The 14,163-nt window shown below is 68.0% G+C and carries 9 protein-coding genes and 2 pseudogenes; 8 read left to right on the top strand and 3 right to left on the bottom strand.

All coding sequences use genetic code 11. From position 1 onward, the window contains the following. Window positions 1-9 precede the first annotated feature (9 nt). Window positions 10-594 carry a dual specificity protein phosphatase family protein gene (locus LXE91_RS22590; RefSeq protein ID WP_046196646.1) on the top strand — a complete coding sequence of 195 codons (585 nt, stop codon included), beginning with the start codon at window positions 10-12 and terminating at the stop codon, window positions 592-594. A gap of 84 nt (window positions 595-678) precedes the next feature. On the opposite strand, the gene betA is transcribed toward LXE91_RS22590, so the two are convergent. Genes betA through betI form a run of 3 tightly spaced genes read right to left on the bottom strand, consistent with a single transcriptional unit; the run spans window position 679 to window position 4,488 of the window. Then, window positions 679-2,379, bottom strand: a complete 1,701-nt coding sequence (gene betA / locus LXE91_RS22585) for a choline dehydrogenase (protein ID WP_046544116.1) — start codon at window positions 2,377-2,379, stop codon at window positions 679-681. Between the two features lie 25 nt (window positions 2,380-2,404). After that, window positions 2,405-3,874, bottom strand: a complete 1,470-nt coding sequence (betB, locus tag LXE91_RS22580) for a betaine-aldehyde dehydrogenase (RefSeq protein WP_039369518.1) — start codon at window positions 3,872-3,874, stop codon at window positions 2,405-2,407. A gap of 32 nt (window positions 3,875-3,906) precedes the next feature. Beyond that, window positions 3,907-4,488 carry a transcriptional regulator BetI gene (gene betI / locus LXE91_RS22575; protein WP_039369520.1) on the bottom strand — a complete coding sequence of 194 codons (582 nt, stop codon included), beginning with the start codon at window positions 4,486-4,488 and terminating at the stop codon, window positions 3,907-3,909. 722 nt (window positions 4,489-5,210) lie between these two features. Here betI and LXE91_RS22570 point away from each other — a divergent pair. The 7 genes and pseudogenes from LXE91_RS22570 (at window position 5,211) to LXE91_RS22540 (ending at window position 13,662) form a co-directional block, all read left to right on the top strand. Then, window positions 5,211-6,113 carry an alpha/beta fold hydrolase gene (locus LXE91_RS22570; protein WP_039369524.1) on the top strand — a complete coding sequence of 301 codons (903 nt, stop codon included), beginning with the start codon at window positions 5,211-5,213 and terminating at the stop codon, window positions 6,111-6,113. A gap of 67 nt (window positions 6,114-6,180) precedes the next feature. Continuing rightward, a complete protein-coding gene (locus LXE91_RS22565; protein ID WP_039369527.1) occupies window positions 6,181-6,750 on the top strand; it encodes a methyltransferase family protein in 570 nt (189 codons plus the stop codon). Between the two features lie 17 nt (window positions 6,751-6,767). Next, window positions 6,768-8,049: pseudogene (locus tag LXE91_RS22560) on the top strand (glycosyltransferase). Then, window positions 8,046-9,641, top strand: coding sequence for a DHA2 family efflux MFS transporter permease subunit (locus LXE91_RS22555; RefSeq protein ID WP_039369532.1), 1,596 nt, complete (start codon window positions 8,046-8,048; stop codon window positions 9,639-9,641). Before LXE91_RS22560 ends, LXE91_RS22555 begins: the two are co-directional and overlap by 4 nt. Before the next feature lie 10 nt (window positions 9,642-9,651). Beyond that, a complete protein-coding gene (locus tag LXE91_RS22550) occupies window positions 9,652-10,590 on the top strand; it encodes a glycosyltransferase family 2 protein (protein WP_039369535.1) in 939 nt (312 codons plus the stop codon). Between the two features lie 8 nt (window positions 10,591-10,598). Further along, a complete protein-coding gene (locus tag LXE91_RS22545) occupies window positions 10,599-12,473 on the top strand; it encodes an efflux transporter outer membrane subunit (RefSeq protein ID WP_039369538.1) in 1,875 nt (624 codons plus the stop codon). Next, window positions 12,473-13,662: pseudogene (locus tag LXE91_RS22540) on the top strand (hemolysin secretion protein D). The gene LXE91_RS22545 and the pseudogene LXE91_RS22540 overlap by 1 nt, the downstream one beginning before the upstream one ends. Window positions 13,663-14,163 lie beyond the last annotated feature (501 nt).

Below are 14,163 nucleotides of genomic sequence, written 5' to 3'. Positions count from 1 at the left end.
CGACCCGACATGAAAATCGCCGTCATTGCCGCGCTCGCCGCTACGCTCGCAGGGCTCGTGCAGCCGGCCCACGCGGATCCGGCCTCCGAGGTGTCCGCCCGGCCGATCAAATGGGCGCAGAGCGTGGCCGATGCGCATGTGAACAACCTGCACCGCATCACGCCGACGCTGTATCGCAGCGCCCAGCTGTCGCGCTCGGACGTGCCGGAACTGCAGAAGCTCGGCATCCGCAAGGTCATCAGCTTCCGTTCGTTTCACGCGGACGACGCCATCCTGGCCGGCACGCAGATCAGGATGCAGCGCATCCGGATCAACACGTGGGACATCCGCGACGAGGACATGGTGACCGCGCTGAAGGCGCTGCGCACGGCCGACCAGGACGGCCCGGTGCTGATCCACTGCCAGCACGGCGCCGATCGTACCGGCCTCGTGTCGGCGTTGTACCGGATGGTGTACCAGGGCTGGACGCGCGAGCAGGCGCTCGATGAACTGCAGCACGGCGGCTACGGGTTCCATCCGATCTGGCAGAACATTACGAACTACTTGAAAAACGTCGACGTCGAGCGGTTGAAGCGGGAAGTGAACAGCGGCTGACGATCCCATGCAAAACGCCGCCGACACGTGCTGTCGGCGGCGTTTCGTCAGTACGTCGATGCGCGGGCAACACGCCCGCCGCGGTCAGACCGTTTCCGGCTGCCGCACGGCCTTCGCGACATTGCGGGCCATCGCCCCGTTCGCGACGAAGTAAGGCACATCCACGCGCGCAAGCGGCTTGCGCCCGCGAATCCTGTCCGCGATCTTCTCGGCGATCATGATCGTCGGCGCATTGAGGTTGCCGGTCGTGATGATCGGCATGATCGACGCATCGACGACGCGCAGCCCTTCGAGCCCGTGCACGCGGCGTTCTTCATCGACCACGGCCATGTCGTCGTAACCCATCTTGCACGAGCACGACGGATGGAACGCGGTCTCCGCGCGGGCGCGCACGAACGCGTCGAGTTCCTTGTCGGACTTGCAGTCGGCGCCCGGATTCAGCTCGCGGCCGCGATATCGATCGAGCGCGGGCTGCCGCATGATTTCGCGCGTCGCACGGATCGCATCGCGGAACTCGCGCCAGTCGAGCGCTTCGGCCATGTAGTTGAACAGGATGCTCGGATGGTCGTTCGGATCGCGCGAGCGCAGCTTCACGCGGCCGCGGCTCGGCGAGCGCATCGAGCCGACGTGCGCCTGGAAGCCGTGCATCTCGATTGCGTTCGAGCCGTTGTAGTTGATCGCGACAGGCAGGAAGTGATACTGGATGTTCGGCCACAGGTCGTCGTCGCGCGTGCGGATGAAACCGCCCGCCTCGAAGTGGTTGCTCGCGCCGAGGCCGGTGCCGTTCAGCATCCATTCGAGGCCGATCTTCGGCTGGTTCCACCACTTGAGCGCGGGGTACAGCGAGACCGGCTCCTTGCACTCGTACTGGATGTACATCTCCAGGTGATCCTGCAGGTTCTGGCCGACACCGGGGAGGTCGAGCACGACGGGAATGTCGAGTGCCTTCAGCCATGCGCCGGGGCCGACGCCCGAGCGTTGCAGCAGTTGCGGCGACGCGATCGCGCCGCTGCACACGAGCACTTCGCGGCGCGCATGCGCGGTCGCGCGTTCGCTGCCGCGCAGGTACGTGACGCCCGACGCGCGCTTGCCGTCGAACAGGATGCGATCGGCGAGCGCGTGCGTGACGATCTCGAGGTTCGAGCGCACCTTCGCCTGGTCGAGGTAACCGCGCGCGGTGCTGGCGCGGCGGCCCTTCGGCGTGACCGTGCGGTCCATCGGGCCGAAACCTTCCTGCTGATAGCCGTTCAGGTCGTCGGTGCGCGGATAGCCGGCCTGCACGCCGGCATCGACCATGGCCTCGAACAGCGGGTTCACGCCGGGCTTGCTGGTCGTGACCGACACGGGGCCGCTGCCGCCGTGATAGTCGTTCGGGCCGACGTCGCGCGTTTCGGCCTTCTTGAAGTACGGCAGGCAGTCGAGATACGTCCAGTTCTCGAGGCCCTTGTGCGTCGACCAGTTGTCGTAGTCGAGCGCGTTGCCGCGGATGTAGCACATGCCGTTGATCAGCGACGAGCCGCCGAGCCCCTTGCCGCGGCCGCATTCCATCCGGCGGTTGTCCATGTGCGGCTCGGGGTCGGTTTCGTAGGCCCAGTTGTAGCGGCGGCCCTGCAGCGGGTAGGCGAGGGCGGCCGGCATCTGCGTGCGGAAGTCGAAGCGGTAGTCGGGGCCACCCGCTTCGAGCAGCAGCACCGTCACGTCCGGATCTTCCGTCAGGCGCGTTGCGAGCACGTTGCCCGCGGAACCTGCGCCGCAGATGATGTAGTCGTATTCGCGTGTCGTCATGACGGTCAATCTCCTTTCGTGATCCTTAAAACACCGGGTTGTAGCGGCCGAGCTCGACCTGCACCGACTTGATTCGAGTGTAGTGCTCGAGCGTCGTGATGCCGTTCTCGCGTCCGACACCGGATTGCTTGTATCCGCCAACCGGCATCTCGGCCGGCGATTCGCCCCACGTGTTGATCCAGCAGATGCCGGCTTCGAGGCGATGGATCGTGCGGTGCGCGCGCGACAGGTTCTCGGTCACGACGCCGGCCGCGAGGCCGTAGTGCGTGTCGTTCGCGCGGGCGATCACTTCGTCTTCCGATTCGAAATCGAGGATGCTCATCACCGGCCCGAAGATTTCCTCGCGGACGATCTTCATGTCGTCGCGGCAATCGCCGAACACGGTCGGCGCGACGTACTGGCCGCCGCCGAAGTGGCCATCCGTCAGGCGCGTGCCGCCCGCGAGCAGCTTCGCGCCTTCGGCCTTGCCGCTTTCGATGAAGCCGAGCACCTTGTCGAGCTGCGCGGCCGACACGAGCGGGCCGAAGTTGGTCTCGGCATCGGTCGGCTTGCCGACACGGATGCGCTTCACGCGTTCGAGCACCTTTTGCGTGAACGCGTCCTTGACCGAACGGTGCACGAACACGCGCGTGCCGTTCGTGCAGACCTGGCCCGAGCTGAAGAAGTTGGCGGTGACCGCGATGTCGGCCGCGCGGTCGAGGTCGGCATCGTCGAACACGATCAGCGGCGACTTGCCGCCCAGCTCCATCGTCACTTCCTTCAGCGACGACGCGCCGGCCAGCGACATCACCTTTTTGCCGGTTTCGACGCCGCCCGTGAACGACACCTTCGCGATGTCCGGGTGGCCCGTCAGCAGCGCGCCGACCGAGCCGTCGCCCTGCACGACGTTGAACACGCCGGCCGGCACGCCGGCTTCCGTATAGATTTCCGCGAGCTTCAGCGCGGTGAGCGGCGTGACTTCGCTCGGCTTGAACACCATCGCGTTGCCGGCCGCGAGCGCGGGGGCGGTCTTCCAGCACGCGATCTGGATCGGGTAGTTCCACGCGCCGATGCCCGCGCACACGCCGAGCGGCTCGCGGCGCGTGTAGACGAACGACTCGGCGCGCAGCGGCACCTGCAGCCCTTCGATCGCGGTCGCGAGGCCAGCGTAGTACTCGATCACGTCCGCGCCGGTGACGATGTCGACCGCGAGCGTCTCGCCGATCGGCTTGCCCGTGTCGCGCGTTTCCAGCGCCGCGAGTTCGTCGTTGCGCTCGCGCAGCAGGTCGACCGCGCGGCGCAGGATGCGCGAGCGCTGCATCGCGGTCATCGCCGCCCATTCACGCTGGCCTTCCTGTGCGGACGCCACCGCGCGGTCGACGTCGGCCGCGCTGGCCTGCTGCACCTGCGCGAGCAGTTCGCCGGTGGCGGGATCGAAGGTGTCGAAAGTCTTGCCGCTCGTGGCGTCGACGTAACCGCCGCCGATGTAGAGGCGCTGCAAACCGAATACGGACATGAGGATCTCCTTGAGGGCGACTGCGTGACGCGTCAGTCGGACGCGAGCAGCAGGTCGATGTAATCGTGGGCGAGCTTCAATGCAGCCCGGGTGTCGATCGGGCCGCCGGCGAGTGCGCCGCGCAGCCACAGGCCGTCGATCAGCGCGGCGAGGCCGCTGGCGGCCTCGCGCGCTTGCGTGCGCGGCAACGCCTTCGCGAATTCGGCGCACAGGTTCGAGTGGAGGCGCCGCGTGTTGACGTGCTGCAGGCGCTTGAGCATCGGGTCGTGCATGCTCTGCGACCAGAACGCGAGCCAGGTCTTCATCACGGGCGCGCTGACCTGCGTGTCGTCGAAGTTCGCGGCGACGATCGCGCGCAGCCGTGAGCGCGGATCCTTGCGTGCCGCCACGCGGCGGCGCGTGGTGGCCGACAGGTCGCGCAGCACGTGCCGCATCGTCGCTTCGAGCAGGCCGTCCTTGTCGCCGAAGTAGTGGCTGACGATGCCCGTCGAGATGTTCGCGCGTTGCGCGACCGATGCGAGCGTCGTGCCGGGCAGGCCCGCCTCGTCGATCGAGCGCAGCGTGGCGTCGATCAACTGTGCGCGGCGAATCTCCCGCATTCCGACTTTCGGCATCGCGACTCCTTTCGCCCGGACGGGCCGTCCATGGAAGTCGAGAGCTTAGCGGTTTTTTATTGATCGTTCAATCAATAAAAAAAATCGGGGTCGGACGGTGACGGCGGCTGCGCGGCAGGTGAGCGGGGCCCCGTTCGAGCGTTGTGCAGGTGCGGAAAAATAATTGAAAGACGTTTAAAAAAATTGGAGTTTGTTTAAAACGCTTTCTGAATTGGGCGATCAATCCGGTTAATCGTTTCAGGTGTCGAAGCGATTACGGAATGAAAGAACATTGAGCTGTGTGAGATTCGGTTAAGCGTGGAAGTCGATGCGCGAAACGACGTCACGATTCGGTCATGAAAATCCGTTTGAAATAAGCGAATGAAACGAAGTAACTTTATGATTATGAACGGATATTTGTCGTTTTGATGGAAATGGACCACCGCCCCGCAAACGATTGCTATCGCCCTCGATCGAATTCCGCCTACCATAAAAAATGCGGGAATAATTTGAATCTGCCGTATTTCCTAACAGAGTAGAGGGTATCGTTGGAATGACTTGAGTCAGTAATATTGTCCGTATTAGTATGGCGCCGCACTACGAGGAATGAATCGATGCCGCCGGTATTGCCGCGGTGCATTGGCCAATCGCGCGATTCGGATCGCGTGTAAGAAACCGGCGCAGTCATTGCGCACCTGCAGCATGCCGCGACGTCGAGACGCCGCATCAACCGGAGAACGACGATGCTGACCGAAAAACACGTGGTCCCATTGCCGAATGGTCTGAAGGTCTACGTCGAACGCAACGTGTTCGACCCGGCGTTCGACACGGCAATGCTCGTCAACGGCGCCCTGGCGACGACCGCGTCGTTCGGGCAGACCGTCCAGTATCTCGGCGAGCGGATGAACACGATCTGCTTCGACCTGCCGTATGCGGGGCAGTCGCGCCAGCACAATCCGGGCTGCTTCATCCTGACGAAGGACGACGAGGCCGCGATCCTGCAGCACCTGGTCGAGCGCTTCGCGCCGGCGTACCTCGTGTCGGTGTCGTGGGGCGGTGTCGCGTCGCTGTTCGCGCTCGCACGCGGCTGCCCGAGCGTGCGGCGCGCGGCGATCTGCTCGTTCTCGCCGTTCCTGAACGACGCGATGGTCGACTACGTGACGCGCGCCCGCGACCACATCGCGGCCGGCGAGAATCTGAAGGCCGCGCAGCTGCTGAACGACACCGTCGGCCGCTACCTGCCGCGCATCATGAAGCTGTACAACTACCGCTATCTCACGCGCCTGCCGCGCGACGAGCAGGACCAGGTCGCGTTCCACGTCGACCAGATTCTGTCGCTGCAGCCGGAGCGCTACCTCAGCGAGTTCTCGAACATCGGCTGCGAGCTGCTGTTCCTGAACGGCGAGCGCGACGAATACACGACGCCCGCCGACGTGCGCCAGCTCGGCGCGCACGTGCCGCGCGCACGGTTCGCGACGGTGCCGGACGCCGGCCACTTCCTCGACATCGAAGGCCGCGCGCAGCGCGAATACACGCGTTCGGCATTGCTCGACTTTTTCTGCGGCGGCTCGACGCTCGCCGCCGGCATGGCGCTCGCCGCCGCGCAGTCGTGCGTGCCGGCTCCGATGCACGCGCTGTCGTCGTGACGCCGTCCGCCGTGCGTCCGGTACGCGCGGCGCTCCCGAATTCCCATCCCAACGAGGCAGGCCAGCCGTGAATATCGTTCAGACCATCGCCATCGTCGTTCCGTGGGCCGTGTGGCTCGCCTACTGGATCGCCACTTCGCAAGGCGTGAAGACGACCGTGCGCAAGGAAGCGTCGCGCTCGCGCACGTTGCAGTCGATTCCGCTGATCGTCGGCGGCGCGCTGATCATCCTGCCCGATCCGTCCTGGCAGGCGCTCGTGCCGGACTGGCAGCGCTTCGGCCTGCAGACGCAGTGCGGGCTCGCGGTGCTGGTGGCCGGCCTGCTGTTCTCGGTGTGGGCGCGGCTGCACCTCGGCACGAACTGGAGTGTGTCGGTCACGCTGAAGGAAGACCACGAGCTCGTCCGCACGGGGCCGTATGGGCTCGTGCGTCACCCGATCTATACCGGCTGCCTGATCGCGCTCGTCGGCGCGGCGCTGATCGGTGGCGAATGGCGCGGCGCGATCGGCGTGCTGCTCGTGTTCGCGTCGCTCGCGTACAAGGTGCGTGTCGAGGAAAGCTGGCTGACCGGGTATTTCGGGCCGGCGTACACGCAGTACCGTCGGGAAGTCGCGGCGCTGATTCCCGGCTTCTACTGACTCCCGCGAGGCGCGCGATGGCGAAGATGATCGTGACCGCAATAGGCTCGGCGGGCGACGTGCATCCGCTGCTCGGCGTCGCACGCACGCTCGCGGCGCGCGGTCACGACGTCGTGTTCTGCACGCATGCGCCGTTCGAGGCGGTCGTGCGCCGTTGCGGGTTCGCGTTCGTGCCGATCGGCACCGCGGCCGAATACGAGGCCGCGATGGCAAACCCCGCGCTGTGGGATTCGCGCACGTCGTTTCGCACGCTGTGGGAGGTGATCGCGCCGACGCTGCGCCCGCACTACGACGCGCTGCGTGCGCTGACCGACGACGATACGGTGCTCGTCGGCACGCTGTGGGCGTTCTCCGCGCGCTTCATGCAGGAGTTGCACGGCACGCCGTACGTATCGGTGCAGGTGTCGCCGTCGACACTGCTGTCCGCGCATGCGCCGCCGACGCACCCGCGCCTGACGATTCCCGCGCGCTGGCCGCTGCCCGTGAAGGCGGCGCTGATGACGCTGATCGAGCGGCAGGTGCTCGATCGCACGTGCGGGCCCGCGCTCAACGCGGTGCGCCGCGCGCTCGGGCTCGCGCCCGCGCGGCGCGTGCTGGGCCGCTGGCTGCATTCGACCGATGGCGTGCTGTGCCTGTTTCCCGGCTGGTTCGCGCCGCCGCAGCCGGACTGGCCGTCGAATCATCTGCAAAGCGGTTTCCCGCTGTTCAACGATATTGCGACGCCTGAAGACGATGTGGCACTCGATGCGTATCTCGCGGCCGGTGACCCCCCGGTCGTGTTCACGGCCGGTTCGACACGCGTCGATCACGCGGCATACGCGCACGCGGTGGCGGACGCGCTGCGCGCGACCGGCGCGCGCGGGATCCTGCTGACGTCGCAGGATGCGGCGCCGGACAGTGACCGTTTGCTCGTGCGCCGCTTCGTGCCGATGCGCACGCTGCTGCCGCGCTGCCGCGCGCTCGTGCATCACGGCGGGATCGGCACGGCGGCGCTCGCGTGCGAAGCCGGCATCGTGCAAGTCGTCACGCCGTTCGCGCACGATCAGTTCGACAACGCGCAACGCGTCGTCGCGAACGGCTGCGGCGTGCGCGTCGACGGCCCGCTCGACGGCGGGCGGCTCGGCGCGGCGCTCGCGCGCGTGCTCGACGACCCCGCGTTCGCGGTGCATGCGGCGCGTACGCGTGCGCTGCTCGCGGCCGCGCCGGACGGCTGCAACGCGGCCGCCGATTTCATCGAACGGTTCGTGCCGAAGCGCGGGCGGGCGCGCGCGGGCCGATGTCGTGGTGGCCGGCGCATGAGCACCGCGTCGCCGCTTCACGACGGGCCGGTCACGCCGTCCGCGTTCGACGCGCCTGCGCCTGCGCCGGCCGCGCGGCCGGTGCGCGGCATCCGGCTCGCGCTGCTGACGTTCGCGCTGTCGCTCGCGACCTTCATCGAGGTGCTCGACTCGACCGTGACGAACGTCGCGGTGCCGGCGATCTCCGGCAGCCTCGGCGTATCGAACAGCCAGGGCACATGGGTGATCAGCTCGTATTCGGTCGCGGCCGCGATCGCGGTGCCGCTGACGGGCTGGCTCGCGCGCCGCGTCGGCGAGCTGCGGCTGTTCGTCGGCGCGATCCTGCTGTTCACGCTGACGTCGCTGCTGTGCGGGCTCGCGCGCGACCTGCACGTGCTGGTGATCTGCCGCGCGCTGCAGGGGCTGTTTTCCGGGCCGATGGTGCCGCTGTCGCAGACGATCCTGCTGCGCACGTTCCCGCCGGACAAACGCACGATCGCGCTCGCGCTGTGGGCGATGACGGTGCTGCTCGCGCCGATCTTCGGGCCGGTGGTCGGCGGCTGGATCGTCGACAACTTCTCGTGGCCGTGGATCTTCCTGATCAATCTGCCGATCGGGCTGTTCTCGTTCGCGGTCTGCACCGCGATGCTGCGCCCCGACGCGCAACGTGGCCAGGCCGGCCCGATCGACGTGCCGGGCATCGTGCTGCTCGTGATCGGCGTCGGCTCGCTGCAGGCGATGCTCGATCTCGGCCACGATCGCGGCTGGTTCGGCTCGCCGCTGATCGTCACGCTCGCGGTGGTCGCGGCGCTCTCGATCGTGTCGCTGCTGATCTGGGAGGCGGGCGAGGCGCACCCCGTCGTCGATCTCAGCCTGTTCCGCGATCGCACGTTCTCGTTCTGTGTACTGATCATCTCGCTCGGGATGATGAGCTTCTCGGTGGTCGGTGTCGTGTTCCCGCTGTGGATGCAGGCCGTGATGGGCTACAACGCGTTTCATGCGGGGCTCGCCACGGCATCGCTCGGCGTGCTCGCGCTGGTGTTCTCGATCCTCGTCGGGCTGCATGCGCATCGCTTCGACGCGCGCGTGCTCGCGACCTTCGGCTTCCTCGTGTTCGCGGCCGTGCTCGCATGGGACGCGCATTTCACGCTGAAGGTGACGTTCGCGCAGATCGCCGCGCCGGGCCTGATCCAGGGGATCGGGCTGCCGTGCTTCTTCATTCCGCTGACCGCCGCGACGCTGTCGCGCATTCCGGACGACCGGCTCGCGGCCGCGTCGAGCCTGTCGAACTTCCTGCGCACGCTGTCCGCCGCGTTCGGCACCGCGATGAGCGTGACGCTGTGGGACAACCGCGCGACCTATCACTACGACGTCGTGTCGCAATCCGTCACGCACGCGTCGGCGAACACGCAGCGCTTCGTGCACACGCTGAACGCGATGGGCGTGGATGGCGTGCGCGAGTTGTCGACGCTGCACCAGGTCGTGATGCAGCAGGCCTACATGATGGCGACCAACGACATGTTCTGGATGGCGAGCATGACGTGTCTCGCCCTCGCGGCAATGATGTGGCTGACGCGGCCGAAGCGCGGCGCGGCGGCCTCGTTCGGGCATTGAGGAGAGGAACATGACGACACTCGGCGCACTCGTGATCCTGTATCACCCGAGCGATGCACAGCTCGACGCGCTCGGCGCATGGCGGCACGCGTGCGACGCTCTGCTCGTCGTCGACAACACGCCGCAGCCCGATGCACGGGCCCGCGAGATGTGCGCGCGCGAAGGCATCGCGCTGCTGCATCACGGCAATCGCGGCGGGATCGCGGGCGCGTACAACGCGGGGCTCGCGGCGCTGTTTCGCGACCGGATCGATGCCGTCGCGCTGTTCGACCAGGATTCGTCGGTGCCGGCCGCGTATTTCCCCGCGATGCGCGATGTGTGCGCGGGGCTCGGCAGGCGCGCGTTCCTGGCCGGCCCGCGCATCTTCGACGAAAACGCGCGCAGCTTCCTGCCCGAACTGTCGACCAACGGGATCGGGCTGCGCCGCCTGCACATCGAGCCGGGCGCGCCGCTGCAGCGCTGCGCGTTCCTGATTTCGTCGGGCTGCGTCGTGTCGCGCGACGCATTCGACGTGCTCGGCCGTTTCGACGAGACGCTGTTCATCGATCACGTCGATACCGAATACAGTTTCCGCGCGTTGTCGCGCAACGTGCCGCTCTATGTCGTGCCGTCGCTGGTGCTGCCGCACCGGATCGGCGCGAAGCAGCGTCATGCGATCGGCCCTTTTGAAATGACGTCGATGAATCACTCGTGGCAACGGCGCTACTACAGCGCGCGCAATGCGGTGCAGCTCGGGATGCAGTACGGGTTGCGTTTTCCGGTGGCGATCGTGCCGAACCTGTTGACGATGTGGCAGGTCGTGCAGATCGCGCTCGTCGAACGCGACAAGCGCGCGAAGCTCGCCGGCATCCTGTTCGGCGTCGCGGATGGCCTGTTCGGCCGGCTCGGTCCGCTCGAACGCACGCGGCCGCGTCTGGCCGCGCGTGCGCAACGCGTGCAGCAGGGGTGAGGGGCGCGATGCGGCGTGTGAATGAAGCGGCGAGTGCGGCGCGTCGCGTGAAGGGCGGATCGATGACGATCGCCGCCGCGGCCGTGTCGCTGGCGTTGAGCGGATGCGTGCCGTCAGGCTTCCTGCCGTCGCTGTCGTTGCGTGCGCCGGCCGACGATGCGCTCGTGCATACGGCCGGCCCCGGCGCGAACGGCGCGTGGCCCGCGCCCGACTGGGTGAAGCAGTTGAATGATCCGCAGCTCGATGCGCTGGTTGCCGAGGCTTCGCAAAACAACCCGGACCTGCAGGTCGCGCAGGCGCGGCTGCGGATCGCGCAGGCGCAGCTTCAGCAGTTCGATTCGTTGACGGGACTGACGGGCACGGCCGGCGCGACCGTCAGCCGCGCGCGCATGCCGAAGCCGGGCGACGACGTCGCCAACGTGTCGGTCAGCGGCTATCGCGTGCCCGTGGAGATCTTCGGCGATCCGAACACTTCGCCGTCGTCGGTGTTCGTCGGGCTGACCTACCAGCTCGACCTGTGGGGCAAGAACCGCGCCGCGACGAAGAGCCTGATGTCGCTGCGCGAAGCGGCGCGGGTCGAGGCCGAGCAGGTGCGGCTCACGCTGGCGGTCGCGATCGTCACCGTGTACTGCCAGCTCGACCAGGCGTATGCGACGCAGGACCTGCTTCAGCAGAAACTGAAGGTCAGCCAGCGCGTGACGACCGTGCTGCGCGAGCGCACCGCGCGCGGGCTCGACAACGCGTACGACGCGAGCGACGCCTCGATCAAGCGCAGCAAGCTGCTCGCGCAGATCGCACTCAACGACGAACAGATCAAGCTCGCGCAGCTGCAACTCGGCGTGCTGTCCGGTCGCGGCCCGGAGCGCGGGCTCGCACTGCAGCGGCCGCGCGTCGGCACATTCGCGGGCGGTGCGCTGCCCGCGCGGCTGCCGGCCGATCTCCTGGGTCGCCGGCCCGACATCGTCGCCGCACGGTTGCGCGTCGAAGCCGCGTTCGCGAATGCCGATTCGACGCGCGCGCAGTTCTATCCGGACGTGAACCTCGTCGCGCTCGGCGGCGTGTTCGCGCTCACGCCCGCGTCGCTGTTCTCGCGCGACGCGCTCGCTGGCTCGGTCGGCCCGGCGATCTCGCTGCCGATCTTCGATCGCGGCCGGCTGAAGGCGAAGCTCGGCGCGGATGTCGCGCAGGCCGACGTCGCGATCGGGCTGTACAACAAGACCGTCGACGATGCGCTCGGGCAGGTCGCGCAGTTCGTCACGTCGCTGCAGACGTCGCAGACGCTCGTCGCGCAGCAGCAGGACGCGGTCGCGGCCGCGCAGAAGATCGTCGAGATCGCGACCGACCGACACCGGCGCGGCGTGCTGATGCAGAAGGACGTGGATGTCGCGGATCTCACGCTGATCGACGAGCGCGCGCAGATGATCGCGTTGCTCGGCCGGCAGCGGTCGCTGCGCGTCGGACTCATCGGCGCGCTGGGCGGCGGGTTCGATGCGGGCGCGACGGTTGCGCAGGCGCCGGCCGCGCATCGGGCGCGTAGCGGGGCGGCGAAGCGAGGCGCTGCGATTGCCGCGCCCGCCGTTGCGGTTGCGACTGCTGCGGCTGCACCGGCTGCGCCGACCGCACCGACCGTGAGCCAACCTGTGGCGGCGCCGTCGGCCGATGTGCGCGCGGCGAGCGTGGCCATCCCGCCGATCGTCGCTGCGTCGAATGCGGGGCCCGCACGACGCGACGACTTGGCACGCACGCCGGCCGTCGCCGCGACGCCTCGCAGCACCGCCGTTCTCGCGCGCACGGCAGCAGCGAGTCCGGCGCCGAGCCCGTCGGTCACGCCACCGATTCCCCTGTTCCAGCACGATCGCCTGATCGTTACGCAAAGCGACTGATGCATCACGACAACCTCCATACCGCCGCGCCGCCGGCCGCACTGAACGACCCGGCACTCGACGCACGCCGCGCGACGCGCCGCAAGCGCTTCATCGCGTTCTTCGCGGTCGTGCTGGTGGCCGCGCTCGCGTGGATCGCGTACTGGCTGCTGAGCGATCGCTATTACGAAGACACCGATGACGCGTACGTCGCCGGCAGCATCGTCCAGGTCGCCGCGCAGATCCCCGGATCGGTGACCGACGTCGTGGTTGCCGATACGCAGGCCGTGCGCGCCGGCCAGACCCTCGTGAAGCTCGACGACACCGAGGCATCCGTCGCGTTCGCGCAGGCGAAGGCGCAGCTCGCACAGGCTGTGCGGCAGGTCGCGAACGCGAAGATCTCGAACACGATGTACGTCGAGGCCGTGAATGCGCGGCGTGCCGACCTGGCGCTCGCGCAGCGCGCGTTCGCTGCACGCTCGGGCGCGTCGGTCGAGATCGTCGCCCCGAGGAGCTCGCGCGTGCGCGCGCGGCGGTCGCCGGCGCGCAGGCGAACCTTGCGGCCGCGCAGGCGCAGCTCGATGCGGCACGCGCGCTCGGCACGCGGTTGCCCGTCGACGAAAGCCCGGCCGTCGTGCAGGCGGCCGCGCAGTTCAAGCTCGCGTACCGGAACCTGAAGCGCACGACGATCGTCGCGCCGGTGGACGGCACGATCGGGCAGCGTTCGGTGCAGGTCGGCCAGCAGGTCGGGCCCGGCGTGCCGCTGATGTCGATCGTGCAGCTCAACCAGCTGTGGATCGAGGCGAATTTCAAGGAGGGGCAGATTCGCCACATGCGCATCGGGCAGCCGGTCGAGGTCGTGTCGGATCTGTATGGCTCGCGCGTGACCTATCGCGGCCGCGTGCAGGGCTTCTCGGCGGGTACGGGCAGCGCGTTCTCGATGCTGCCGTCGCAGAATGCGGCCGGCAACTGGATCAAAGTCGTGCAGCGCGTGCCGGTCGTGATCGCGCTCGATGCGCGCGATCTGGCCGCGCATCCGCTGCGCGTCGGGTTGTCGATGCGCGCGACGGTCGACACGCACGATCGCAACGGCCATGCGCTCGACAGCGAGCCGCCGACGCCGGCCGTCAGCACACGCGTGCACGACGGCGTCGCGAGCGACGCGGAAAGCGCCGCCGCCGCGATCATCCGCGAAAATCAGGGCGGGTAACGTCCGAACGAGAGAGGGGCGGCCGGTCGCCGCGAACGGGCCGCCGCCCGGCGCCTGGTGCGTCACGGCGCTCGCCAGCTCGCCAGTTCCCCAGCCCGAGCCCCCAGTGCCCAGCGCCCAGCGCCCGAGAGCCCGAGAGCCCGAGAGCCCGAGAGCCCGAGAGCCCGAGAGCCCGAGAGCCCGAGAGCCCGAGAGCCCGAGAGCCCGAGAGCCCGAGAGCCCGAGAGCCCGAGAGCCCGAGAGCCCCAGCACCCCAGCACCCCAGCACCCCAGCACCCCAGCACCCCAGCGCCCGCAGCGCGTCCAGTTCCATCACCACCACCATCACCATCCAGCGCGTTACCCCCGCGCCAAACCCTCCCGTCGTTTCCCGCGCGACTTTCGCATTTCCGCCATCGATGTCGGCGCCGTTCAAACACGTGTCGCGTTTGAGACATCGGCGCCCCTGCCTCCGGGGCTACTCTCGAACAGCGCGTTGCGCGTGCGCCGCATGAGCCGGCG

The sequence above is a fragment of the Burkholderia contaminans genome, assembly GCF_029633825.1.
Taxonomy (GTDB): domain Bacteria; phylum Pseudomonadota; class Gammaproteobacteria; order Burkholderiales; family Burkholderiaceae; genus Burkholderia; species Burkholderia contaminans.
This window is presented reverse-complemented; position numbering and strand designations above follow the sequence as displayed.